The organism is Streptomyces sp. NBC_01520 (assembly GCF_045040375.1).
In the GTDB taxonomy this organism is placed as follows: domain Bacteria; phylum Actinomycetota; class Actinomycetes; order Streptomycetales; family Streptomycetaceae; genus Streptomyces.
In genome coordinates this window covers 7307815-7332395 of the sequence record NZ_CP109404.1, presented here as the reverse complement: position 1 = coordinate 7332395, position 24581 = coordinate 7307815, and the positions used below count along the sequence as shown (strand labels likewise).

General features: G+C 70.0%; 19 protein-coding genes and 2 pseudogenes. 7 read left to right on the top strand and 14 right to left on the bottom strand.

Features of this window, described 5'->3' with window-relative positions; all coding sequences use genetic code 11:
- Positions 1 to 31 precede the first annotated feature (31 nt).
- Positions 32 to 754 (bottom strand): FadR/GntR family transcriptional regulator, encoded by a 723-nt coding sequence (locus OG524_RS33065; RefSeq protein WP_405812226.1) that lies wholly within the window; start codon positions 752 to 754, stop codon positions 32 to 34.
- 345 nt (positions 755 to 1099) lie between these two features.
- Here OG524_RS33065 and OG524_RS33060 point away from each other — a divergent pair, with 345 nt between their 5' ends.
- A complete protein-coding gene (locus OG524_RS33060) occupies positions 1100 to 1987 on the top strand; it encodes a DUF2510 domain-containing protein (RefSeq protein WP_405386754.1) in 888 nt (295 codons plus the stop codon).
- Positions 1988 to 2117: 130 nt separating this feature from the next.
- Here OG524_RS33060 and OG524_RS33055 read toward each other — a convergent pair whose 3' ends face one another.
- The 4 genes and pseudogenes from OG524_RS33055 to OG524_RS33040 all read right to left on the bottom strand — a co-directional run bounded on the left by OG524_RS33055 (position 2118) and on the right by OG524_RS33040 (position 5787).
- Positions 2118 to 3563: a glyceraldehyde-3-phosphate dehydrogenase gene (locus OG524_RS33055; RefSeq protein ID WP_384499346.1), complete on the bottom strand. Its 1446-nt coding sequence runs from the start codon at positions 3561 to 3563 to the stop codon at positions 2118 to 2120.
- Between the two features lie 193 nt (positions 3564 to 3756).
- The gene (locus OG524_RS33050; RefSeq protein WP_405812225.1) at positions 3757 to 4506 is read right to left on the bottom strand and encodes a hypothetical protein; all 750 of its coding nucleotides are present in this window, start codon (positions 4504 to 4506) and stop codon (positions 3757 to 3759) included.
- 188 nt (positions 4507 to 4694) lie between these two features.
- Positions 4695 to 5330, bottom strand: a pseudogene (locus OG524_RS33045) (transcriptional regulator); the annotation flags it as partial.
- A gap of 61 nt (positions 5331 to 5391) precedes the next feature.
- Positions 5392 to 5787, bottom strand: a complete 396-nt coding sequence (locus tag OG524_RS33040) for a VOC family protein (protein WP_405812224.1) — start codon at positions 5785 to 5787, stop codon at positions 5392 to 5394.
- A 234-nt stretch (positions 5788 to 6021) separates the two neighbouring features.
- On the opposite strand from OG524_RS33040, the gene cpt reads away from it, so the two are divergent.
- The gene (gene cpt / locus OG524_RS33035) at positions 6022 to 6555 is read left to right on the top strand and encodes a chloramphenicol phosphotransferase CPT (RefSeq protein ID WP_405386757.1); all 534 of its coding nucleotides are present in this window, start codon (positions 6022 to 6024) and stop codon (positions 6553 to 6555) included.
- 878 nt (positions 6556 to 7433) lie between these two features.
- Positions 7434 to 8316, top strand: a pseudogene (locus tag OG524_RS33030) (IS701 family transposase); the annotation flags it as partial.
- On the opposite strand, the gene OG524_RS33025 reads toward OG524_RS33030, so the two are convergent.
- The 6 genes from OG524_RS33025 to OG524_RS33000 all read right to left on the bottom strand — a co-directional run bounded on the left by OG524_RS33025 (position 8225) and on the right by OG524_RS33000 (position 16315).
- Positions 8225 to 8470, bottom strand: coding sequence for a hypothetical protein (locus OG524_RS33025; RefSeq protein ID WP_405393408.1), 246 nt, complete (start codon positions 8468 to 8470; stop codon positions 8225 to 8227). The pseudogene OG524_RS33030 and the gene OG524_RS33025 overlap by 92 nt on opposite strands.
- 1 nt (position 8471) lies before the next feature.
- Positions 8472 to 8786 (bottom strand): trypco2 family protein, encoded by a 315-nt coding sequence (locus OG524_RS33020; protein WP_405386758.1) that lies wholly within the window; start codon positions 8784 to 8786, stop codon positions 8472 to 8474.
- A 667-nt stretch (positions 8787 to 9453) separates the two neighbouring features.
- Positions 9454 to 12834, bottom strand: a complete 3381-nt coding sequence (locus OG524_RS33015; RefSeq protein ID WP_405812223.1) for an SAV_2336 N-terminal domain-related protein — start codon at positions 12832 to 12834, stop codon at positions 9454 to 9456.
- A 4-nt stretch (positions 12835 to 12838) separates the two neighbouring features.
- A complete protein-coding gene (locus OG524_RS33010; protein WP_405812222.1) occupies positions 12839 to 13849 on the bottom strand; it encodes an AAA family ATPase in 1011 nt (336 codons plus the stop codon).
- Entirely contained in the window at positions 13846 to 16002 is a 2157-nt protein-coding gene (locus OG524_RS33005) for a trypsin-like serine protease (RefSeq protein WP_405812221.1), read from the bottom strand. Before OG524_RS33005 ends, OG524_RS33010 begins: the two co-directional genes overlap by 4 nt.
- Position 16003: 1 nt before the next feature.
- Positions 16004 to 16315 (bottom strand): trypco2 family protein, encoded by a 312-nt coding sequence (locus OG524_RS33000; protein ID WP_405386767.1) that lies wholly within the window; start codon positions 16313 to 16315, stop codon positions 16004 to 16006.
- A gap of 121 nt (positions 16316 to 16436) precedes the next feature.
- On the opposite strand from OG524_RS33000, the gene OG524_RS32995 reads away from it, so the two are divergent.
- The 4 genes from OG524_RS32995 (at position 16437) to OG524_RS32980 (ending at position 21161) form a co-directional block, all read left to right on the top strand.
- Positions 16437 to 18002 (top strand): N-6 DNA methylase, encoded by a 1566-nt coding sequence (locus OG524_RS32995; RefSeq protein WP_405386768.1) that lies wholly within the window; start codon positions 16437 to 16439, stop codon positions 18000 to 18002.
- Positions 18003 to 18672: 670 nt separating this feature from the next.
- Complete coding sequence (locus OG524_RS32990) at positions 18673 to 20229, top strand: FAD-dependent oxidoreductase (RefSeq protein WP_405386770.1); 1557 nt, start codon at positions 18673 to 18675, stop codon at positions 20227 to 20229.
- 323 nt (positions 20230 to 20552) lie between these two features.
- Positions 20553 to 20879 (top strand): plasmid stabilization protein, encoded by a 327-nt coding sequence (locus OG524_RS32985; protein WP_405812220.1) that lies wholly within the window; start codon positions 20553 to 20555, stop codon positions 20877 to 20879.
- A gap of 78 nt (positions 20880 to 20957) precedes the next feature.
- Entirely contained in the window at positions 20958 to 21161 is a 204-nt protein-coding gene (locus OG524_RS32980; protein WP_405812219.1) for a hypothetical protein, read from the top strand.
- Between the two features lie 496 nt (positions 21162 to 21657).
- Here OG524_RS32980 and OG524_RS32975 read toward each other — a convergent pair whose 3' ends face one another.
- The 3 genes from OG524_RS32975 to OG524_RS32965 all read right to left on the bottom strand — a co-directional run bounded on the left by OG524_RS32975 (position 21658) and on the right by OG524_RS32965 (position 24519).
- The gene (locus OG524_RS32975) at positions 21658 to 22842 is read right to left on the bottom strand and encodes a zinc-dependent alcohol dehydrogenase (RefSeq protein ID WP_405386776.1); all 1185 of its coding nucleotides are present in this window, start codon (positions 22840 to 22842) and stop codon (positions 21658 to 21660) included.
- A gap of 60 nt (positions 22843 to 22902) precedes the next feature.
- Complete coding sequence (locus tag OG524_RS32970; protein WP_405386777.1) at positions 22903 to 23727, bottom strand: hypothetical protein; 825 nt, start codon at positions 23725 to 23727, stop codon at positions 22903 to 22905.
- 255 nt (positions 23728 to 23982) lie between these two features.
- A complete protein-coding gene (locus OG524_RS32965) occupies positions 23983 to 24519 on the bottom strand; it encodes a cysteine hydrolase family protein (protein WP_405393021.1) in 537 nt (178 codons plus the stop codon).
- Positions 24520 to 24581: the final 62 nt, after the last annotated feature.

The window sequence follows — 24581 nt, the reverse complement described above, 5'->3', positions numbered from 1 at the left end:
CGTCCCCACTCCCACTACCGGCCCCTGCGGGCTAGGTCTCGTCGACCAGCGTCCCGTGCAGCCCTCTGATGTGTTCCTCGACCAGGTCGGCCGCCTCCGCGCCCCGCCCCTCGCGCACCAGCCGCAGCAGCCGCGTGTGCTGGGCGTTGAGCGCGGCCGCGGTGGCGGGCCAGTCCTCGGTCTCCTCCAGTGCCCGCAGGATCAGCGGGCGCACGGACTCGCGCACCGCGGAGGTGAGCGTGGAGGTCAGCGCGTTGCCGGAACTCCCGGCGATCAGTACGTGGAAGCGGGTGTCGAGGTCGTTGAACTCGGCCACACCGATATCCGGCTCCCCCATGCGCCTGAGCAGTTCCTCGGCCTCCTCGATGTCCTCGGCCGGCGCGTGCCGCGCGGCGGCCTCGCAGCTCGACCGCTCGAGCACGACCCGCGCCTCCAGCACGTCGTACAGGCTGTAGCTGCCGAGCGCGAAGTGCAGCCGCAGCAGCCGGCCCAGGGCGTCGTCCGGGTTGCGGACGATCCGCGCGCCCGAATCCGGGCCCCGGCCGGGCTGGGCGACCAGGACACCGATGGTCTCCAGCACCCGCAGCGCCTCGCGCAGGGCGGACCGGCTGACTCCGAGGACGGGTGCGAGCTCACGCTCGGGCGGCAGACGGTCGCCCGCCCTGAGCTCTCCGGCGAAGACACGCTCCTCGATGCTCTGGAGCACGAGTTCGTGCGTGCGGGACTGCCGTACGGGTTGCCACTCGACGGGCATCCGCTACTCCCTGCTCCGGACGATACGCATGATCCGACTATGTCACACAGCACGTGTGGTCGGACCAAAGCCGGAGGGGCCGCCGAGCCAGGTTCCAGGGGCTTCGGCGGCCCCGAGGGGCGGCTGTCGGGGTCAGCGGGTGCGCGGCAGCCCACCGCGCCGTACCCGGCCCCGGCTGCTCACCCGCTACGCGATCCGGGCGGGTCTGATCGAACCGTAGGGCCGCGCGGAGGACCGTCCCGCCCCGTCCCGCCCCTGTGCGACGACATGATGTTCCTGAGACGTGACTACGGCCACGCTGTGTGTTTCATACGTTTCTCAGCCAGTGCGCCTACGGTTTCTCTCGTGACCCAGACGACCCCGCCCGGATGGCATGCAGACCCCGGGTATTCAGGAATCGGCCCCGTCCAGGAACGCTGGTGGGACGGGAGCCGGTGGACCGACCAGCTCCGCGTACCCCCGGCGGCCGTCCGCCGCCGCCGGATACGCATCGGTGCCGCGATAGCCACCGGCGTCGTACTGCTCGCGGCCGTCGGCGGCGGCGCGTACCTGCTGGGGGACAGCGGTTCCGGCACGAACGACACGTCGGCCACCGCCCCTTCACAGGCCCCCGGCGGTCCGGGCGGCGGAGGGCGGGACGGCGGTGAGGGGAACGGCGGCGGCCAGGACCCGGGCCAGGGGACGCCGCAGACCGAGGAGGGGTACGCCACCGACCTGGCCAGCGGCATCAGCATCCCCGTGCCGGACGGCTGGACCGGCCAGTCCGGGCCGGTGGGCGCCGGAGTGACCACGGGCACGTACACCTGCCCCGGTGACAAGGCCCAGAAGTGCGTGCGCGGCGGGGTGTTCTCCGCCCCGGCACAGGCCCTCAAGGTCACGGCGACCACGGCGAAGGCCGCGGCGGAGGCGGACATCGAGACCAACGCCGAGGAGTCGTACGGCGAGGAGATCTACGGCGGGATCACCTCGCACCAGCAGCTCAGGTCCGAGGCGGTCACCGTGGCCGGCCAGAAGGGCTACCTGGTGCGCTGGAAGGTGGTGACGAAGGACGGCGACGACGGGTACGTCGAGTCGCTCGCGTTCCCCTCGCCGAACATCGAGGGGATGCTGGTCGTCGTGCGCTCCGGCTTCGACATCAACGCCAAGGCGCCGAAGCTCTCTGTCCTGGACGACATCACCCAGGGCATCAAGGCGGCGGAGGGAACCGGTTCCGGCACCGGCCGGACCGCCTGACGACGGACCGCGGCCTGACGACGGACCGCGGACGCCTCGGAGGCCGTATCGGGAACATCCGATACGGCCTCCGGCCGTGCGGGAGTCAGAGGAACGCGGGTTACCGCCCCGCGCCCACCCGTAGCGTTCGTCAGGCGACCGGGACCGGGAAGGTCGGGTACTCCACGCCGGAGACGTGCTGGACGACGCGGATCACCTGGCAGGAGTAGCCGAACTCGTTGTCGTACCAGACGTAGAGGATCGCGTTGTCACCGTCGACCTTGGTGGCGCCCGCGTCGATGATCGAGGCGTGGCGCGAGCCGATGAAGTCGCTCGACACCGCGTCGGGCGCCGTCGTGAAGTCGATCTGACGCTTGAGCGGCGAGGTCAGCGACACGTTGCGGAGGTGGTCGAGGACGTCTTCACGGTTGGTCTCGCGCCCGAGCCGCAGGCTGAGGATCGCGATCGACACGTCCGGGACCGGGACACGGATCGAGCTGCCCGTGATCGGCGCCTTGAGGTCGGGCAGCGCCTTCGCCACGGCGGAGGCGGCACCCGTCTCCGTGATGACCATGTTGAGCGGCGCGGAACGGCCTCGGCGGTCGGCCTTGTGGTAGTTGTCCAGCAGGTTCTGGTCGTTGGTGAACGAGTGGACGGTCTCCACGTGACCGCGCAGCACGCCGTACTCGTCGGCCATCGCCTTCAGCGGCGGAACGATCGCGTTGGTGGTGCAGGACGCGCAGGACAGGATCCGCTCGTCCGGCTTGATCGTGTCGTGGTTGACCCCGTGCACGATGTTGGGGACGTCGCCCTTGCCCGGCGCGGTCAGGACGACCTTGTCGACGCCGGGACGGAGGTGCTCCGAAAGGCCCTCGCGGTCACGCCACTTGCCCGTGTTGTCGATGAGGATGGCGTCCTTGATGCCGTACGCCGTGTAGTCGATCTCCGACGGGTCGTCGGCGTAGATCACCTGGATCTCGTTGCCGTTGGCGATGATCCTGTTGTTCGCCTCGTCGACCGTGATCGTGCCCTGGAACTGGCCGTGGATCGAGTCGCGGCGCAGCAGCGAGGCACGCTTGACGATGTCCTGGTCACCGGCCCGGCGGACGACGACGGCACGCAGCCGCAGGCCGTTGCCGGATCCGGACTTCTCGATGAGCAGGCGCGCGACGAGACGGCCGATGCGGCCGAAGCCGTAGAGCACGACATCGCGTCCCTCGCGGCGCTCGATCTTGTTGGCACCCGTGGCGTCGGCGACGGCCTCGGCAGTGAACTCCTCTGCCGAGAGCCCGCGGTCGTCTGCCTTGTAGGTCGCGGCGAGCATGCCGATGTCGATCTGGGAAGGGCCGAGATCGAGCGCGGTGAGGGCCTGCAGGAACGGCAGCGTCTCGGTGACCGAGAGCTCCTCGCCTGCGATCTGCCGGGCGAACCGGTGGGTCTTGAGGATGCTGACCACCGACTTGTTCACCAGGGAGCGGCTGTGGAGGAGGACGGTGACGTCCCGCTCCCGGTGCAGCTTCCCGATGACGGGGATCATCGACTCCGCGATCTCCTCGCGGTTCTTCCAGTTGGTGAACGAGTCGTCATTGACAGTCACAGGTTCATCTTTCGAGCTAGGCGGTGCTCATATGTTAACCCGCCCCCATTTGGAGCATCCATGCGGTGCCGCCCGAGCCCGGGCCGGCACTCACGAAGGCGGACCGAACGGGGTGAATGACACCACCTGACGTATCGCGGCGAGCCCGCAAGCACGTCTGCCCGGCCGACCCCGGGTAACGCGTCCCGACGGGTCAGGGAGTGGGCGAGGTCTCGGTGAGTGACGTCCAGTCCCGGACCGTCTCCTGGTGCGAACCGCTCGCTGTGCTCGCAGCCACTGCCTTCGCATCCTCGGCAGAGCACGGCGTTCCTGCTCGGGTGAGCAGGACGAGGGGCCACTCGGGGCCCGCGCCGGCTGCCTCTCCATCGAAGACGGTCCAGTCCCAGGGCCCGTCGAACCGCCATGCCCGGCCGACGGCGTCGGCGGCCTCGTCGCCCACCCGGAGAAACGCGTACGGACGCATCAGCAGTTCGAAGGAGAAGGGGATCCCGTCGCCGGGGTGGATCGTGTACCCCGAGCCGTCGAGATGGCTCCCGTCCGGGAACTCACGGCAGGAAAGGCCTCGGCGCAACACGGTTACGGTCCGGGTGGGATGCGGCAGCCAGACCGTCTCCAGCGGAGGATCGTGGTGGTCGACAGCCGTCACGTGCACCACGGTGGGTGGCACGCCGACCCGGCAGGCGTCCCCCGCCTTCAGCTGCTCGGGCGGAGGGTCCGTTCGGAACAGTTCGGCCTCCGCCTCGGGCGAGACGCGCCCACCGCTGCCCACCCCGAGGGCGACGATCCCGTTCCAGTGCGCGAACTGGTTGCCGGTGTCGATTTCCCACCATGGCCATCGCACCGCCAGGTGATCCCCCGTGAGACCCCGCTCGACCCTGGTCACCGTCAAGGGGCAGGCGACCGACAACACGTCGCCGACCCGGAAGTCCCCCTCATCCATCATTTGGCCAGCGTAAACGGGCCACTCTCGCCTTCTGCCCGGGACAGCCTGCCAGGGTCGCCGACTGAGGTCTGCGGGTCACCTACAGTGCTCTCGCGGACCAGCCGGCACGCTCAGGAGCCGGCTGTCGCGCTCCTGTAAGCGAGATGCCGGAAAGGCTGACAGGGGCGCGACGTCCCACGTTCTCCACGCTATTCGCCGACCCCCGGAAACTCCGCCAACGGCCGTAGCCCCGCGGATGGTCGGGGCGCCCACAGGTCTCGCACGATGGCCACTGCCAGCGTGTGGTGCCGCATCCATGCCGGCGCCACCCGGCGCAGGGACTCCAGGGTCTTCACCGCCTCGGCCGCGTCCCCGATGTCCGTGTGGTCCCGGGCCACGTCCAGCAGCAGCCACGTCCGCCAGGACGGCGGGGTGTCTTTGCTCAGCCGCATCCCCCCGGCCAGTGCCGGATCGTCTTCCGGGTGCCCGTACTGGACGGTGAGGCGGACACGTTCGATGCGCACCGACGACGGGCTGAAGACGCTGACCATCCGGTTGTCCCCACTGTCGGGGAGCTTCGCGACCCGTGCGGCTTCCTGCTCCGCCGCCTCCGTCATCGCCGCCGCGCGCTGGTGGTCGCCGCTCCGGGCGGCCGACGTAGCTGCGCTCATGGTCAGCGCGCCCCACACCTTCAGGCCGTCGGCAGTCTCGTCGCAGCCTGCGTTCACCAAGTTGTCAGCAGCGCGGAGGGCGATACCCGGCGCAGCCTTCAGCCGTCCCTGCCTCCGACAGGTCCAGGCCGTGGAGTTGACGATCATCGGCAGAAGCAGCGGGCCGGACGACCGCCTGGTCCCGGCACCGTTCTCCACCCCCGCGTGCTGCCGTGGCCGCGGTTGTGGTCCGACGTCAGAACGCTCGTTCGTCCCCGCTGGGCGCATGACTCAGATCCACGACGCAGAAGATGTTGCCGTCCGGGTCGGCCAGGACGACGAAGTCGGGATCTGCCGGGTACAGGGGCCAGTCCACTGTCCCGGCACCGAGAGAGATCAGCCGCCGGACCTCCGCACGTTGCTCCTCCGCCGTGTCCGTGAAGAGGTCCAGGTGAAGACGTGGCTGAGGCTCGGACGGGGACACGCTGCGTTGCAGACCGAGGGCACGACCGGAGCCGTCGGCGTGGTCGAGGGTCTGCCACGTGTCGCTCCTCCCTTCCTGAGCGGCGACGAGGTTCAACGCCTCGGACCAGAAGGCCACAGCACGAGGCATGTCCGTGACACCGATGACGGGGATTCCGAGTCGCAGCATGGGAACCAGCCTAGAGCGTCTTGCCGGACCCTCGGAGGCCTCCGCCCGTCGACATGCCGTCAGGCCGGCGTCCGTGGTCTGCCGGCCGGTCGTGCGGCGCGTCACCCCGACCCTCGGCGGTGACGCGGCGACCGTACGCGCCGCTACCCTGGCCGGTCGGCATCGCGCGGCTCGCGGCCGTCGGCCGTGTCACCGCACGTCGGAACGCACCACTTCGGAAGGCGAGTTCATCAAGTGAGCACCAACGTCATCGTGCTGAACGGCGGATCCAGTTCCGGCAAGTCCGGCATCGTCCGCTGCCTCAAGGTGATTCTCCCGCAGCCGTGGATCAACATGGGCGTGGACGACCTGATCGACCGGTTGCCGCCCTCCATGCTCGACTCGGGCTCCGGCGTCTCGTTCGGGCAGGGCGGCGAGGTCGTCCTCGGTGACGGCTGGCGCGCGCTGGAGACCGCCTGGACCAAGGGCGTCGCCGCCATGGCCCGGGCGGGCGCCCACGTCATCATCGACGACGTCTTCCTGGGCGGCCATGCCGACCAGGAGCGCCTCCGCGGACACCTCGAAGGCCTGGACGTGCTGTGGGTCGGCGTGCACTGCGACCCCGAGGCCACCTCTGCCCGGGAGATCGCCCGGGGCGACCGGGTACCCGGCAGCGCCGCCCTGCAGGCCGAGACGGTGCACAAGGGCGTCGTGTACGACGTGGAGGTCGACACCACGCACACCGAATCGCTCCACTGCGCACGCACCATCGCCCAGCACGTGAGCTGACGGGCTCCGCCGGAGAGGGCGGGCGCGCCGTGCGACCTGCGGAGCGCCCGCCCCGAGCAACCGCGACCCGCAACCGGACCGGATACGCGAAGGCCCCATTCGTCTGCGAAGGACAGTTCCCCCACGCCTCAGTACGACAGCGTTCTCGACACCGTCGGCCGCACACCGGTCGTCAGGCTGAACCGCATCGCGCCGGACCACGTCACGCTCTACGCCAAGGTCGAGTCGTTCAACCCCGGCGGCTTCGTGAAGGACCGCCCCGCCCTCTCCGGCATCCTCGACACCGAGGCGAGAGGCGCTGTCCGTCATGCGTCTTGGGCTGCTGCTGAGTCTTCGTCCCACTCGTCAGGAGCGCCACCCGTGCGCGCGCAGTTTCTCCAGCGCATGCACGCGCCGGGCTCGGCGCAGGGACGCGCGGTCATCTCGGTTCCGAGGGTCTTGGGCGAAGGACATACCCATCGTCCCCAGGCCTATTCGGCCTGCCACCGGCCCTCCCTTTCCCAGTGTGGTGGTTCGCACGGGACAATCCCCTTCCGGGGAGACAGCCCCTCCCGTAGCTCGCGCCGGAGGGCTTCGTGCATGAGCTAGCCGTCCTCGACCCCGCCACCGGGCAGCTACCAGAGGATCTCGCCGGCGGCGCCGAGACTCTCTCGCACGAGCAGCATCTCGGCGCCTTGGCGGATGATGCCAATGACCAACTACGCCCGGGGTTTTGGAGCCTTCGAATCCTCTGCCGTCTTGCCGCAGACCGTACGTGATGGCCAGCACGCGGATAGCCAGGGCCGGTGCGGTGACGGGTGCGGCCACCGTTGATCATCGTGAGTTGTGTGGACTGACGAAGAGACGGTGGCCTCAGGTCACAGCATAGATCCAGGCCGTTGGCGGGAGGTGTTCGAGGTGGCCGAGGCCGCATCGCAGGCCGGTCTACCCGGTCGAACCCCGGCTGCGGGCTGGGCGGTTGGTGCTGGGGCTGCTGTCGGACCTGCCGCGCAAGAACTGCTGGACGATCGCGGAGTGGGCTGGGGAGAAGGCCCCCCACGGCATGCAGCACCTGCTATGCCGGGACGCCTGGGATGCCGATGCCGTGCGGGACGACGTGCGCGAGTAGGTCGTCGAACATCTCCACGAGGAGGCGGCAGTGCTGGTCGTGGATGAGACCGGCGATGTGAAGAAGGGCACCCGCACCGTCGGGGGTTCAGCGCCAGCACACCGGAACCGCCGGACGGATCGAGAACTCCCAGGTCGCCGTCTACCTCGTCTGTGCGGGCGCCCGCGGGCACGCGGCGGTGGACCGGGAGTTGTACGTCCCGCGCTCGTGGACCTCGGACCCGGACCGATGCCGGGCGGCCGGGCTCGGCGAGGACACCTCTTGGCCACCAAGCCGGAGTTGGCCCGCACGATGATCGAACGGTTCCTGGACGCCGGGCACTGCATCGACTGAGTGACTGGCGACGAGGTCTGCAGCGGCAACCCGACACTGAGGTCCGCCCTGGAAATGGCGGCCTGGGCTATGTCCTCGCGGTGGCCTGCTCGGCCGAAGTGACCACCGGTGCGGGCACGTTCCGCGCCGACGCGCTGGTCAGGAAGCCCCCGAAGCGGGCCTGGCAGAAACTGTCCGCCGGACGCGGCGCGAAGGGGCACCGCTACTACGACTGGGCCGTCATCGACCTCACCGACCCGGCGCCCGGCCACCGTCCGCATGTGTCCAGAGCAGCTGTGCGGAGACCCGTGTCATCGCGCCATCGCTATGGTGGCCGATGTCTACGGTGATCGTCGGCCAAATCTTTTTGGTGGACCGGTCCTCCAGCACATGGCGGGCGGGCAACACCAGACGTGGGGCGATCAGATAGCCGGATCCCACACCTCGGCGCTGTTCGTCTCCGCTTCGGATCAGTGCCAGTCTGGCCGGATCCATGTCACTCCTCGCCCCACGAACCGACTTCCTCATCGCCGATCTCAGGGCTCGTGCCACCGAGGGCCCGGTCCTTAACCGACAGCCTCAGCGTCAACTTGTGGGTGCGCACGGTGGAGTGCTCGCCGCCCGCGCCACCACTGACCACGCCGAAGGTGAGCTTGCCGTCGCCCTTGGCCGACTTGCGCAGTTCGAGCTGTAGCTCCAGCTGGGCCTCTTCGACGCCGAAGGCGAACTGCTGATTGCCGCCAAGCCTCTGCGCCTCGTACAGCTCCTGCCGCAGCTCTTCAATGGCCGCAGCCAGACCGATCGTCGCCACTCTCGTCCGCCCCGATTCAGAAGAACAGTAGGTCATCGATACGGTACAACGCCCCTGGGGCACCTCTAGCCTGCTGTACAGGCAACCAGTTGCAAGGCAAGCACCCGGGACCGCCAAGGAGGAGAGGCCGCTCGGCGTCTCCAAGGAGTTCCAGGCCATCTCTGGCCCCGCTACCAAGACTTGGTCCTCAGGCTGATGTTCCTCGACTGCCCCTCGCCGCGGCCCGAATCGTGATCCGCCGAACGCCCAGGTTCACCAGTCGTGACGAAGATCTGGGGCACTACTGGACGGCGCCCACGGTGTGCGCCTCAGGCCACCGCTCCGCTGGTCCAGCAAGCTAGGCCAAGGGCGTGCCCTTGACGCACAGCGGCGAGCTCCTGAAGAAGCTCCGCAACCCACGCCGACGATCGGTTGGCAGAGAGGCTGTCCCAACCCGTGCTGGAACGGACTGCCGGCTGCGTGGGCCGACTTCAGAATCTCCCGCGCCAGTTCGCCAGCTCTCTCAGGGCGTTTCTCCGTCCCGAAGACCCGGCTATGCATTCCAGCCCCGAAACCATCTCGGACCGGTCCAGTTCTTGGGCCGTGTTCGGATCACCACCAGCTGCAGGTCGAACGCCGCAGCAATCTCGCTCAGTGCCTCGTAGTCCGTCCCCGCGACCGCCACGGCCTACCGCTCGGTGGCTTCCGCGCGGAGGGCCCCGAGCCACAGCCTGACGCGCTCGGACTGTTCGAGGACCTCGGAGGCCGTTCCCGACGGCTCACCTCCGAACCGGTGCACCACGGCGGCGCACTCGTCGAGGGTGGTCAGGGCCTCTTCGTGACGCCCCAGGGCGCCCAAGAGCACGGCGAGGTTGTTCAGGCTCACCGCGAAGTCCGTCCAGACCCGTCGTGCCCGGGCGGAGGGCAGGGCCCGATAGATGTGGACGGCCTCGGTGACGGCCCGCAGCGCCTCGGCGCTCCGTCCCAGGTCGCCCAGTCGGCTCCCGAGGTTCGCCAGGCTCATCGCGAGACCGTCCTCGTGGTCCGTCAGGCCCCCCACGACCACCCGCCGGTCGATGGCGACGGCCTCCTCGACGGCCTGGAGCGCCTCCTGCAGCCGTACCGCCTCGGCCAGGCGATGGGACAGGTTGTTCAGGACCATCGAATGGCCGGAACCGAAGAGGTCGACATCCTGGTGCGCCAACTCCCGGTACAGGGACTCCGCTTCGGTGATCGCGACGAGTCCGTCGCTCGCTCTGCCGGCCTCGCCCAGGCCCACGGACAGGTTACTGAGGGAAGCGGCAAGGCCGGAGACGTGGTAATCGCCCTCCGCGGAGACCAGCTCCCGGTACAGGCGTACGCCTTCCTCGGCGGCGTCGAGCGACTCCTGTCGGCGCCCGACGGAGGCCAGTCGGTTCGCGTACGTCCTGAGGAGGCGGGCGAACTCGCGGCCGTAGCCGCTCGGGTCCTGCGCCGCGAGCAGGCGCATCCGGTGGACATCCTCGGCGATCGCCACGAGGGACTTCTCCGAAGTGGCGCCGGACGCCGCGGCGAACGCCTCGGCCAGGTCGTCGGCGGACGGCCTGAGGGCGGGCTCGCGCCGCAGGCAACGCCGGAGCATCCCGACGAGCACCGGATCGACACCGGGCGTCGCCAGCGGACCCCAGTCCTCGTCCTCGGCCCTCGGGTCGAGCCACCGCCCCGACAGGAAGGCGAGGAGCAGGCCGCCGGCCGCGTAGACATCGCTCCGGGAAGTGAGCGACGGGCCGCCGTCGTCCGCATGGAGGGACCCCTGGTTCGTGGGGAACTCTTCGCGATGCGCGCTGTCGGTTCCGTCCAGGGTCGCGGTCGCCCAGCCGACCAACCGAACGTCGTGGTCGGAGACGAGCACGGACCGGGGTGCGAGCGAGCCGTGCACGATGCCGAGCCGGTGAGCCCGGGCGAGGGCTTCGCACAGAGCGAAGCCGATCCGCAGAAAGAGGTCCTTCGGGACCGTTCCCCCATACTCGTCGAGGACGGCCCGCAGGTTGGGCGCGGGGCCGGAGGACGCGTCGTCCGCCCTGCGGTGGACGCACGTCGCCGCGAGCCAGGGGGGCTCCTCGGCGGTGGTCGCCCGCACGTCGACGAGGGAGGGCGCGTACGTGCCCGCCATCCTGAGCAGGCACTCGGCTTCCGTGCGGATGAGGGCCAGCGCGGCCGCCGGATCGTCGGCGTGCAGCACCGAGGCCACCCGGACCGTGACGAGTGTGTCGTCCTCGTCCCTGGCCAGGAACATCACCACGTGCCGCCAGCCCCAAGCACTCCGCGCCTGGAGCCGGAACCGGCCGACCCGCACCGGGTCCAACGGCAGGAGTTCCACCCAGCCGGCCGGCAGAATCTCCCCCAGCTCGTCGTCGTACGGCGGTGGTTCCTCGGCCTGGCCCTGGGCCGTGTGGTCACGGTCCGCCGTAGGCATCACCGGTTCGGCGGCCGCGGGCGGAATGCCGAGCCACGCCAGCAGCTGGTCCCGGAGCCAGCCGAAGGAGCGTCCCGCGTCGCCGACCAGGGCCGTGCCGTCCGGGTGTCCGACCCAGGCGGGGAAGACCGGGGCGCGGCCGACGGCTTCCTCGATCCGCCTCGTGACGGTATCGGTGGTGCGCAGCAGTTCCTTCGGGGGGACGGCGCTGAGCAGGACGCGGCGGGCCTCGCCGGAGAAGTCGAAGCGCCGGTGGTGCGGCAGCCGGTCGGGCTCGCCGGTATCCTCCTCGTGCATCAGGCCTCCGAGGAACACCTCCATGAGGTGTCCGGGGTCCGTGGGAGGTCCGAGGGCGGCCTGCACCAGGCGCATGACCGGTGGTGTGACGGGTGAGACGGCGGCCACATGGGCCGCGAGCCGGTACGCCTCGGGCGTCGCGGCCTCCCGGAAGCGCAGGACGGCTTCGGCGTCGTCGATCCGGCGGGGGGCGGTCGCGTCGGGCGCGCGGGTGACGGACGGGGCGGTGTCCCACAGCGGGAGGAGCGCGGTGCCGCCCGACGAGGCGATGAGCCGCGCCCAGTCGGCGACGGCCGCGGGGGTCGGTTCGAGGACCGGGACGGGTACGGAGTCGTAGCGGACGAGGTCAAGCGGCAGGTCCGGGTCGGTGACGTGCCAGGTGTGCGTCGGGCCGCCGCGGCGGTGGGTGGTCACCTGCCAGCGCCGGGCGCCGATCCCGGTGCTCGCCCAGAGTCGGGAGGGCAGGGCCTGGACGATCGCGGTGGGACCGCACCGGGCCCAGCGCTCGGTCACCTGTCGCATCCCGCCGTCCCACCAGGCGTCGCCGACGCCGTCACTGACGACGAGGACAAGGGTGTTCCCGGTCGGGTCGCACAGTGTCCTCGGCGACTGAGGGAGTCCTCGGTGTCGGTACGGGCTGCTCCGCAGGCTCGGCGTGGCGCCGCGTGTGTCGAGTCCGTACACGCGTACGTCGCGGAAGGCCCCCGCGCGCTCCATGAGTTCCTTGATCTCGGCGGCGAGGCGCTGCCAGAGGACCATGGAGACGCCGTCGTCGACGACGAGGGCGAGGGACAGCCAGCGGGTCCGCGCCGGGCGGGTGACGGTCTCGGGCAGGCCTGTGTCGGCCATGGCCGCGACAGTCCGCACGAGGTCGAGTTCGTGGCGGCTCGGGTCGGGGAAGGGCTGCCGCAGCGGTTGGAGGGCCTTGCCGAGCCGTTGCTGCCCGGTCCCGAAGGGGCGGGTGTCGGGGGCTCGGACGGCGATCGCGGGGGACGGGGCGGCGCCCGTGTCCGCCCCCGCGTACTCGTGTGCGGGGTGCCGTTCGGCGGCCAGGAGTGGACGTGCGGGCGTGGAGTCCGCTGGGGCGGTATCCGCCGGTTCGGCGGCCGTCCCGGCGGACTCCGCCGTCGGCGACGGCGGCTCGTCGTGGTGCGGTTTGTCGGAGGACGGCCGGGGCGCGTCGGGCACCCCGGCGGCGCGGGCCAGCGGCGCGGAGGCCCGGGACAGCTTCCCGGCGAGCCACAGGGCGTCGAGGAATTCCTCCTGGGAGAGTTCGGCGCCGCTCTCGGCCAGGACCTTCGTCACGCGCTCTATCACGGGGTCACACGGCTCCGCCGAGCTGGTGCAGGACGGCCTTGAGGAGGGAGCCCGCGTCGAGGTCGACGCCGGCCTTGCGGAGGAAGACGGCGTTGAGCAGCTGGTCGGTGGCGAGTTCGCCGGTGGCACGGCGGCCGAGGAACTTGCGCAGCAGGTCGTCCACACCGTCCAGGGCTGCGGGGCCGAGGTGGGCGGCGACGATCTCGCGCAAGCGCCGCTCGTCCGGCTCGCGGAGGTCGAGGCGGACGCAGCGGCGGAGGAAGGCGGGCGGGAATTCCCGCTCGCCATTGCTCGTGATGACCACGACCGGGAACTCGCGGCAGCGCACCCGGCCGCGCGGGATCGTGGCGGGCTCGTCCGGTTCGTCGGTCTGGATGTGGACCGGGGCGTGGTCCTCAGGGAGCCGGCTGAGTTCGGGGATGATGAACTCACCCTCCTCGAAGACGGTCAGCAGGTCGTTGGGCAAGTCGATGTCGCCCTTGTCCAGCTCGTCGACGAGCAGCACGCGGGGGCGTTCCCGGGGCACGAGGGCGTTGCCGAGCGGGCCGAGCCGGATGTACTGCCCGATGTCGGGTTCCGTGCCGTCCGCGTCGCGGCGGAGGGTGGCCTCGCGCAGCCGACCGACGGCATCGTAGTGGTAGAGGGCGTCCTGCAGCATCGAGCGGCTGTTCACCGGCCACTGCAGGACAGTGCCGAGGGCAAGTTCGTGGGCGACGGCGTAGGCCAGCGAGGACTTGCCAGTGCCGGGCGGGCCGGTGACCAGGAGGGGCCGGCGGAGGTGGAGTGCCGCGTTCACGACGTCGGCCTCCTCGGGGCGGATGAGGTACGGCCTTGGGTGAGGGGCCTCGGCTCCGGTCGGCGTCTCCTGTCGGTCGAACCGGCGCCACGGCGGTGCGGCGGGGAACGGGACCTCGCGGCGTTCGCCGTCCCCCTGGAACAGCCGCCAGTCGTCGGGGCCGTCGGCGAAGGGCAGGCGTCGGGGGCCCGGGCCGGTCAGGGGCTCTGAGGTCGTCATGACGCGTGCGTTCCTCTCGAGGGGTCTCTCAGGTGCAGCGACTCGGTCGTGGGGTGGCGGCCATCCGGTTCCCAGACGAGGGAGGGCCGGGCCCGCCGCTCCCCCGGGTGGGCCGCGGAGTGACTCCGGAATTCCCGGATGCGCTCGGGGAGCGCGTCGAGCCCACCGCCGGGTGGGAGACTCCCGAGCCGGTCGGCGTCCTCGTAGCCGGCGGCGTCGCGGTCCCAGAGCACGACGGGGACGCCCAGGGCGAGGCAGATCATGAGCCAGGACTTCCGCTGGTCGGCGGGGCCGTGGAGGACGACGTGCGCGGTGTCGCGGTGCTCGGTCTCCAGCAGGTGCCGCAGCTGCCTCCCGTCGCCGCACGTCAAGCTGGTGGCTAGGACCGCCGAGCGACCGCGCTTCCAGCGGCGTTCCTGGTCGCCATCGCGCGCCGGCTTCAGGACGGTGACTTCAGGGCAGCTGAGGGAGACGCGGTACTCGGCTCCGATGGGCCATGCGAGCAGGATGTCGTCCGGTTCTCCGGGCTCCCACTCGTCGACGGCCAGGTCGAGTCCCGCACGGTCGACCACGACGGTCACCCAGGGCACGTGGTCGCCCTGGCCGGGCTCCCGGCGAGCGATGGCGACCGCCTCGCCGAGGGAACTCGCCGCCTCCCGCGGGGCCTTCGAAACCGACTCCGCCTCCTTGAGGACGCTGTGCGAGCCGTCGTCACGGGCGATCAGGATCCGGCACCAGTAACGTTCCTCCGCCGTCGCGGTGTCGCGTTCCAGCTCCATCACCACCCGCGTCACCGGCGCGACCCGGCGCTTGGCCCAGTGGGCGGCGTCGTCGCGCCGCTCGCTCAGGGCTCCGGAGTGGACGCCGAGCCGGTCGGCGGTCGCGCTCGACCACGCGCGCAGCTCGTCGCCGAGCCGGCCGGCGGCGGAGGCCACGTACTCGACGAGCCGCAGCAGCGCCGGGACCGGTGGGGTGCCCTCGGGGACGCTCTCGCTGTCGGACAGCTCCTCCAGCCCGTGGATCGCGGCGCGCAGGTCGTCCTCGTCGAGGTGCGGGCGGGTAAGGTTCTCGGGCAGGACTGCGTAAGGCAGCGCCTCGGGGGCCGTCCTGGGCAGGAGCCTCGGCTGCTCCTCGCAGACCCGGCTCAGCAGGCCGAGCAGGGACTCGTACTCGTTGACGGAGAGCAGGGAACCGTGTGCGAGCAGGCGGGCCCGCGCGAAGAGGTGGGTCCACGCAGCCCGAACCGACCTCGTCGCGTTCCTCATCGGGGCTTCGCCGAGCGAGGCGAGCGCCCGGGGGTGGGCCTTCAGGAGGGCCACGAGGTCGGCGGTGGTGGGCTCGTAGCCGACGGCCTCGTAGCCCAGCTCACGTGCCAGGTCCCGCGCGTGGCCGATGCGGGAGGCCCGGTCCGGGAACAACGGACCCAGCAGCCGTTCGAGTTCGCGCTCGGCCGGTGTGCGCTCGGCGGCGGGGGCCGCCTTCGGCAGGGGCACACCGACAATGCCCAATTCGGGGGGCGTACCGGCGTACTCCACGAGGTGGGACACAAAGTCGTCGTCCTGGGCGAAGGTGCGCGCCGGCAGGGCGAACAGGCGGCGCGCTCCGTAGGAGTGCACTTCCTGGGTCACGACGCCGACGAGACGGTCGCCGCAGAAGATCGCGGCTCCTGAGGTGCCGCCCCAGGCGTTCTTGTCGTCGGTGCGGGGTACGGGCGAGGGTCCCTGGTCCAGGACGTAGCGGTCCGTGGAGCCAGAGAGGGGCGGCAGTTCCCCGCGCAGGTGCTCGGGGTCGCGGGTGTCGCCCTTGGCAGACAGGGGGTAGCCGAGCCCCCGGTAGGGCAGCGGGGCGGTGCCGGTGGGGCGGCCCCAGCGGACGGCCCCGGGCAGGTCCAGGTCCCGGTCGATGCGAAGCAGCGCGACGTCCCGTCCGTCCGGGTGCTGCCAGAGCAGTTCCGCCGCCGCCAGGACCGGCTCGCCGTATCCGTGATGGCCGATGCGTACGGTGATCGCCGGCCAGGGCAGTCCCGTGGCGCGGTCCTCCAAGACATGACGAGCCGTCAGGACCAGTCGGCGGGTGATCAGATAGCCGGAGCCCACGCGGCGGGGCCGTTCGTCGGTTCCGCTTCGGATCAGCGCCAGTCTGCGCGGATCCACGTCACTCCTCGTCCCACGACCTGGTCTCGTCGTCGATCTCGGAGCCGGCACCACCGGTGGCGCGGTCCTTGACCGAGAGCCTGAGCGCCAGCTTGTGGAGGCGGACCGTGGAGCGTTCGCCGTCCCCGCCGACGGTGACCACGCCGAAGGAGAGTTTGCCGTCCCTCTTGACGAACTTGCGCAGTTCGAGCTGGAACTCCAGCTCCGCCCCCTCGACGCTGCAGGCGAACTGCTCGCCGACGCCGAGGCGTCGCGCCTCGTACAGCTCCTGCCGCAGTTCGTCGATGGCCGCGGCCAGACCGATCGTCGACATGCTCGCCCGCCCCCGGATCGAGAAGAACAGTTGGTCACCGCTACGTTACAGCGCTCCTGGGACAGCTCCCACCCCGTCGTGGACAATCGGACGATCGGTCACGGAAGGAGGTGGCAACCTCGTGCCACCGCGTGAGAAAAGGCCCACCGAGCAACGGGAGCGCATCGGCGCGGCCGCCGTCGAGGCGGTCCGCGACGCCATGTGGAAGGCGGCGGACGCGCTTCGCGGTCCCGTCGACGTGGCCGAACACAAGGAGTTCGTTCTCGGGCTGCTCTTCGTCAGGTACCTCTCCGACTCCTTCGAGGAGCGCCGGGCCGAGCTCGCCGAGGAACTCGCCGCCGAAGGTGTCCCCGAGGAACGGCGAAGCGCCCTCCTGGAGGACCGCGACGCGTACCTCGAACGTGGGGTCTTCTGGATCCCGGAAGCGGCCCGCTGGTCCCGCATCACCGCCGACATAAGGCACCCGCACGCGGGCGACCGCCTCTCCTTCGCGATGGAAGCGATCATGCGGGAGAACGAGACGCTCAGTGGCGTCCTCCCACCGGTCCTCCACCGCGGTGACATCGGCCGGCGGCGCCTGGCCGAGCTCGTCGACCTCATCGGGGACCCTCGCTTCACCCACAGCGGACGCATGACCGCGCAGGACACGCTGAGTGAGGTGTACGCGTACTTCCTCGCCTACTTCGCGCGTGCCGAGGGCAAGCGGGGCGGCGAGTTCCACACCCCGCAGCCGCTGGCCCAGTTGATCGTGGAGATCCTGGAACCGTACCGGGGGCGCCTGTACGACCCCGCGTGCGGCTCGGGCGGCATGCTCGTCGAGGCGGCCAAGTTCGCCGACACGCATGCCGCGCTGGAACGCCCCGGCTTCCTCACGGTCTACGGCCAGGAGGTGAACGAGCGGACCTGGCGGCTCGCCAGGATGAACCTCGCGATCCACGGGGTCGATACCGGCGACCTCGGGGGCGGGCCCGCCGACACCTTCGGCGACGACCAGCACCCGCACCTCACGGCCGACTTCGTGATGGCCCACCCTCCCTTCAACATCAGCGACTGGGCCAGGGACGAGGGCGATGCCCGCTGGACGTACGGGGTTCCTCCGAGGCACAACGCCAACTACGCGTGGCTCCAGCACGCGCTGGCAAAGCTGGGCCCCGGCGGGACGGCCGGGGTCGTCCTTGCCAACGGCTCGATGAGCTCGGCGCCGAGCGTCGAGCGAGACATTCGTCGAAAGCTGGTGGAGGCGGATCACGTCGCCTGCCTGGTGGCGTTGCCGGGCCAACTGTTTCGTACGACGTCGATCCCAGCCTGCCTGTGGCTCCTGACCAAGGATAAGTCCTCACAGGGCTCGAAGCACCTGACCGATCGCCGGGGGCAGATCCTGTTCGTCGACGCCCGCCAGATGGGCACGATGGCGGATCGCACGGAACGCGTACTCACCTTGGACGACATCTCCAAAATCGCCGACAGCTACCACGCATGGCGGGGCACGCCATCGGCGCGAGCCGCCGGCCTCTCGTGCAAGGACGAGCCCGGCTTCCGCTACTCCGCGGACCTGGCGACGGTACGCGAGCACGGTTACGCCCTCACCCCAGGGCGTTACGTCGGAACCGCCCGGCAGGAGCCGCCGTCGGCCCTGCGGGAGAGACCGGCATCCCTGATGAGGAATCTGTACGCGATCTTCGACTGACCGCCGGAGCGGCTGATCCTGGCCTCGGCGGCCGCTGCCGACGGGCGGAAGGAACCCGGTGCGGCCTGTTCGGCGGCCCGATCCTCGACGTACATACCCAGGCGTTCACGCATGTGGGCAAGGGCGTCTCGGGAGCTCGGGGCCCCTTCAGCGCAGGGTAATCACTGGCCCACGCGGCCGTCGATCCGCTCGCGCAGGCGAGGAATATGGGGGGTACGGCGGAGAGGACACCGACTATGGCCAACGGGCCCGCACCGCCGGTGTCCCGCTCGCCTGGGTGGGCGGCGCGCCAGCCTTCCACCAGCACCACCCGGTCTCCAGCCCGCCGATAGGGCACCTCGACGACATCCTGCGCAACGCCGGAATTTTCCACCGCTGCTGGGGGTGGTGGCCCATGGCCGACTGGCTCGACGCGTTCACAGACCGCGGACTGATCCGCTGGAACCCCATCCGCCGCGTGTTGGGAACGCACCCCACCCACCGGAGCCGACACGACCACGACGAACCCGAGGCTGCACCGGCCATGACGGAGCCCACCACGCAGGAGTCCATCACCGCAGTCGTGAGAGGCGAGCCCCAGATGCTTCCACGGGCGTACAAGCACACCCATGTGGTCCCCGGGCCCGTGGCTGTCGGCATCTTTTCCCACGGGATGAGGAACACGCACTGCATGGACGCACACAGCACCTCCGCCTCGCAACCGCTTCCGGGCCAGGATGAGTCGTACTGGATGGCTACGAGCCCGCCGACATCACTCCCCCCGCTTCCTGCGGACACGGAGACGGATGTGGTGGTCGTGGGAGGCGGCATCGCCGGGCTCAGCACCGCCTGGGAACTCGTCCGCTCCGGGCTTCGTGTCGTCGTCCTGGAGGCCGACCGCATCGCCGCCGGCGTCACCGGCCACACCACCGCCAAGGTCTCCGCCCTGCACGGCCTGGTCTACGAACGACTCCTGCGTACCCGTGGGCTCGATGCCGCCCGTATGTACGCCCGTTCACAACAAGGTGCCGTCGAACGGATCTCCGCTGTCCGCGACGAGCTGGACATCGACTGCGCGTGGGAGCGACGCCCAGCCTTCACCTACACCACTCGGCCCGAGAACCGTTCCGCACTGCGGGCAGAGGCATCCGCAGCCCAGGATGCGGGGCTGGACGCCCGGTACGTCGAACAGACCGGGCTGCCCTTCGACGTGGCGGGAGCGGTGCAGGTCGAGGGACAGGCCCAGTTCCACCCCCGGGCCTATCTCCTCGCCCTGGCCGATGACTTCCGCGCGCACGGCGGGGTGATCCATGAGCGGAGCCGGGTGACGGGCCTGCACGAGGGGACCCCGTGCCGGGTCACCACCGAGGCCGGGCACACGGTGACCGCGCGGAACGTCGTCGTCGCCACCCACTACCCAGTCTTCGACCGGGCCCTGTTGTTCGCCCGCCTCTCACCGCGCCGGGAACTCGTCGTCGCCGCGCCCCTTGCCGCTGACCAGGATCCGGCCGGCATGTACCTCACGCAGGACGACGGCAAACGGTCCGTGCGCACCGCCCCCTACGGTGACGACGGACAACGGCTGCTGATCGTGACCGGTGAAAGTTTCACCCCGGGTGAGGGCGACCCGGCCGCCGGCTTCGCGCGCCTCGACACGTGGATGCACGCTCACTTCCCCGTGGGTGAAACCGCCTACCGCTGGGCGGCCCAGGACAACGACGTCAGCGACACCGTGCCGATGATCGGCCGCTACCACCCGGGCGCCCGGAACACCTACGTCGCCACGGGCTTCGGTGGATGGGGCATGAGCGGCGGGGCGCTGGCCGGACAGCTCCTCACCCGGCTCATCCACGATGAGGAACCGGTGTGGGCGGGCCTGTACGACCCGCGAAGGCTCTGGAGCGCGGTGCGCGAGGCCCCCGCTCTGCTGAAGCAACAGGCCGACGTGGCGCGTCATTTCGTGGGTGACCGCCTCGCCACCACCCACGTCGACTCGGTCGCCGAGATCGCCCCGGGTACGGGAGCGGTGGTACGGATCGACGGCAGCCGGTGCGCCGTCTACCGTGACGAGTCCGGTACCGCGCACGCCGTCTCGGCCCGCTGCACCCACCTCGGCTGCCTGGTCGCCTTCAACGCGGCCGAGACAGCCTGGGAGTGCCCGTGTCACGGCTCCCGTTTCGCCACGGACGGATCGGTCCTCCAGGGCCCCGCCACCAAACCGCTTGCGCCTCGCAACCCGACGGAGTAGTAGCACTCTGGTCTGGCCGCCGATGGGCATCGCCTATGTGAGTGGGCTGGGCGGCATCCACCTGCAATGGAGCTGGGGCCCAACGGAGTGTGGCGCGCCAGGGGCCGATGGCCGCCCTCGCCGCACTGCGCGTCCGCAGCCCTCTCTGTGCCCGGCCGGGGGCCTACTCATCCGTTCGGTCGCTGTCTGCTCGCACACCTACCAGGACTCCGCGTCAGATGGGACCACTCCGGATCCTGGATGAGAGGCCCACCGGAGGGTACGCGGAAGGTCGTCGGGCAGCCCGCCCGGTGGACCGCATCCGGGTCTGGAAGGAGTACGTCATGCCGCAGGGTTCCAGCAAGAAGCGTGAGCGTCAGTACGAGCACATCAAGGAAGGCGCGGAGAAGCGCGGCACCTCCGAGGGCCGTGCGAAGGAGATCGCGGCGCGCACCGTGAACAAGGAGCGGGCCCGTTCCGGCGAGTCGGAAACAGCCAGCAAGACTTCCACGCGGGACAAGAAATCCGCCTCGCAGCGCGGCGGCGAGCGCTCCCACGCCGGCTCTCAGGGGCCGGCAAAGGATCAGCTGTACGCGGAGGCCAAGAAGCGCAACATCGACGGCCGGTCGTCCATGAACAAACAGCAGCTGGCCAAGGCCCTCGGCCGCTGACCGACAACTGCGGCGTCCTCAGGGGCCGGGGCGGGCCCGCCGCCCCGGTCGGTGGGCGCCACGTGATCAAGAAGACCCGTGAGCACTCACAATCCCAAGCACGAGCCCTCACAGGACGAGGAGCACCCCGCCACGGCCGGCGAGGAGGTTCTGCACGAGGCGGAAGAGGCCGAGACGTGCGTGGCGGACGACGGGGAGCCGGGCAGCAAGGATGGCGAGGGGTCTGATGCGCTGTCCCCGAACGAGGACGCACAGGAAGACGTCCACCATCGCGGGGCCTGACCTCTGCCCCCGCAAGATCCATTCGCAACCCATCCGCGTACTCGCGCACCCATGTACATCTCAGCACCCGGTGCACGGCAAGTTCGCAGCAGACGGAGGCTCTACGTGTTCGACAGCACCTTGGCATTGATGGCCCAGGGATACGCGTGGTTGCCCGATCGTCGTCGACGCAGTGGTGGCAAGCCGGTGCACTGTCGCCTCATGGGCAAGAACGCCTCGAACCTGGGTGCCCAGACGCCCTTGGGGCGGGGGCTCAGCCCGAAGAGATCGCGCCGGCCTACGTCTACCTCGTCAGCGACGCGGACTCCAGCTACACCATCGGCGAGACCATCGCAGCCACCGGCGGATACACGGACTCCCGCTGAGGATGATGCAGGTCCCCCGGCGACGCCCTCCGGCGAGTCGCCGGGAGCCCAGCGCGGGGGCCGCCCACGGGATCCGACGGAACCGTCCTGGTGACCGCGTGTCCGCGGCCAACCGATGTGCCGACCCGGGCTCAGGGCTTGAGTAGCGTTTTGATCATTCCGTCTTCCTTGTCCTGGAACATCTGGTACGCCTTGGGGCCGTCTTCCAGCGCCATGTGGTGGGTGGCGAAGGCATCGACGCCGAGCGGGTCCTCGTCGGTGAGCAGCGGCAGGAGGTCATCCACCCAGTGCTTGACGTTGGCTTGCCCCATGCGTAGCTGGATCTGCTTGTCGAACATGGTCAGCAGCGGCATGGGGTCGACCGCGCCGCCGTAGACGCCGACCACCGAGACGGTCCCCCCGCGCCGGACGATGTCGATCGCCGCGTAGAGGGCGTTGAGCCGGTCGATCCCGGCGCGGTCCATGAGTTTCTCGGCCACGGCATCGGGCAGCAGGCCCACGCCCCATTGCACCGCCTTGGCCAGAGGCGCCCCGTGTGCCTCCATTCCCACGGCGTCGATGACGGCGTCCGTGCCACGCCCGTCGGTCAGGTCGCGGATTTCGTCGCCCAGCCCCTTGCCGTACCGGCGCAGGTCGAGGGCCTTGACGCCGTCCGCGTGTGCGCGGCTCAGCCGCTCGGGCACCAGGTCCACCCCCACGACGAGGCTCGCTCCCCGATGCAGCGCCATCCGGGCGGCCATGGCGCCGATGGGTCCGAGCCCCAGGACGGTCACCGTCCCGCCGGGCGGAATGTCGGCGTACTCCACGGCCTGCCAGGCGGTCGGCAGGACGTCGGAGAGGAAAACAAAACGATCGTCCGCAGGGCCTTCCGGCACCTTGATGGGCAAGGTGTTGCCGAACGGCACCCGCAGGAACTCTGCTTGTCCCCCGGGCACTTGGCCGTAGAGCTTGCTGAACCCGAAGAGCGCCGCACCAGTGCCGCGCTCCTTGACCTGGGTGGTCTCGCACTGCGAATGCAGTCCACGGTCACACATGAAGCATTGCCCGCAGGAGACGTTGAACGGCACCACCACACGGTCGCCGGCCGACAGCTCGGTGACCTCTCGGCCGACCTCCTCGATGATTCCCATCGGTTCGTGCCCCAGGATGTCGCCGGGATCGAGGTAGGGCCCCAGGACCTCATACAGATGCAGATCGGATCCACAGACACCCGTGGACGTCACCCGCACGATGACGTCGGTCGGATCCTTGAGCACAGGGTCGGGGACAGTCTCCACACGGACATCACGCTTGCCGTGCCAGGTGAGTGCACGCATCAGGGTCTCCTCCGGTAGCAGTGACGCTTGGTCTCCTGCGGGTCTCCCGTGAGGGCGACGCTATGCGTACGCACGGCCTGTGCCAGCGGTCGATCCACAAGCGCAAGGGGCAGGCCACACCACACGCCCTGTGCTCGCCCGCACATCCACCCTAGGCAGAGCCTGGCGGAACCGCACCCGCGCGCCCCTCGTGCTGTCCGCGCCGCCGCGCATGGAGGCTTTCCGGCTCCCAGTCGCGGCCATAGCCGGGTGGTACTCACATCGGGTAGCTCGGTCGAGAAGCCGGTGGCGAGGGCCGTGCGCCCGTTCGCCCACCGCTCCGAGCAACGCCCAGGCGGTGACTTGGTTCGCGCTGACAACGGGTTTGCCGAGGCGTTCTTCGAGGCGGGGAAGCGCGTCGTAGGTGGGAAGCGTGGTGCAGCTGATGAACACGGCGTCGGCCCGCGGGTGATCTCCCCTGATGACGGTGTCCACCACCTGTTGTTCCTCCACGGCGTAGACGTCCTCGACCGCATCGAGCCCCAGCCCTGTGAGGGCCACGACGTCGAAGCCGGAGGTGCCGAGGTAAGTGGCCAGCAGCCGATCGACCGGCTCCTGGTACGGGTGAACCACCGCGAGTCGCCGGGCGCCGACAGCACGGAGCGCGTCGCTCACCGCTCCACTCGTCGTCACAACCCGCTGCGCGCCGTACGCCAGCATCGCTTCCCGCAGTGCCCGCTCGCCGATCACACCGTCGACGAAGCTACAAGCAGTGCACAGATACGCCACAGCCTCCGCTCCACGCTCGACGAGTTCATGGACGGGCCCGGCCAGTAGGCCCGCCCTGCCGAGACGGGAGACGAGCTCTAGATTATCCCGGTAGGGGACCTCCCCGGTGTAGGTCATCGTCCACTGCGCATTCGGCGGAATCCACCGGCGCAGCTCCTCCTGACGTGTGAAGTCATAGGAGGCGACCACCCCTACGTGTCGCCCTTCCGTAGTACGAGGGCTTCGCTGACGCATGTCCTCGACGCTAACGCGACAGCAGTGGTTCGCCTTCGACCAGAGACCGTGATGCCGCCGCCAAGCGCCGCGCCGCCGACATGAGTGATGCGCGGATCCTTCTCCTGGTGGCGCCGGGCGATCGCTGCTCACCGCCATTCACAGCTTGACCTGATCCACGCTCATGAGATCCGCGCCCATGTTGCGCTCCATCATCCGGAGCGCCGCGTTCGCCAGGTCGTCGTGGATAGCCGCGACAGCATCCTGGACGACGATCACGTCCAGATGCCTGATGTGGGCATCAAGTGCGGAGTACAGCACGCACTGCTCGGTGACCTGACCCGAGAGGATTACCTCTTGCACGCCCAGTTGGGAAAGGAGATACGACAGGGGCGTCTCGTAGAAGATCGAGTGCCTGGCCTTGACCACGAAGAGTGATTCCTCATCGGGTCGAAGCGGCTCGACCAGCTCGGCATGCTGACCGGCGAGTGCGGTTTCGACGATCTCTCCGTGGTGGGAGCGCCATTCGCCGAAGTTGTCGTTGGCGTAGATCACCGGAACGCCCGCGGCCCTGGCCCGCTCCAACAGCCGGACGATGGCGGGCACGGCCTTGCGGACCCCGGGAAGAAGCAGGTCTGCGTCGGGGTGCTCGTACGTATTGATCATGTCGATGACGATGACCGCGCTCCTACTCATGGACTGGTCGCCGCCCCGGGTGCGCGGAACCGGCATGAAGGCACGCCCCCCGAGCCGACCCG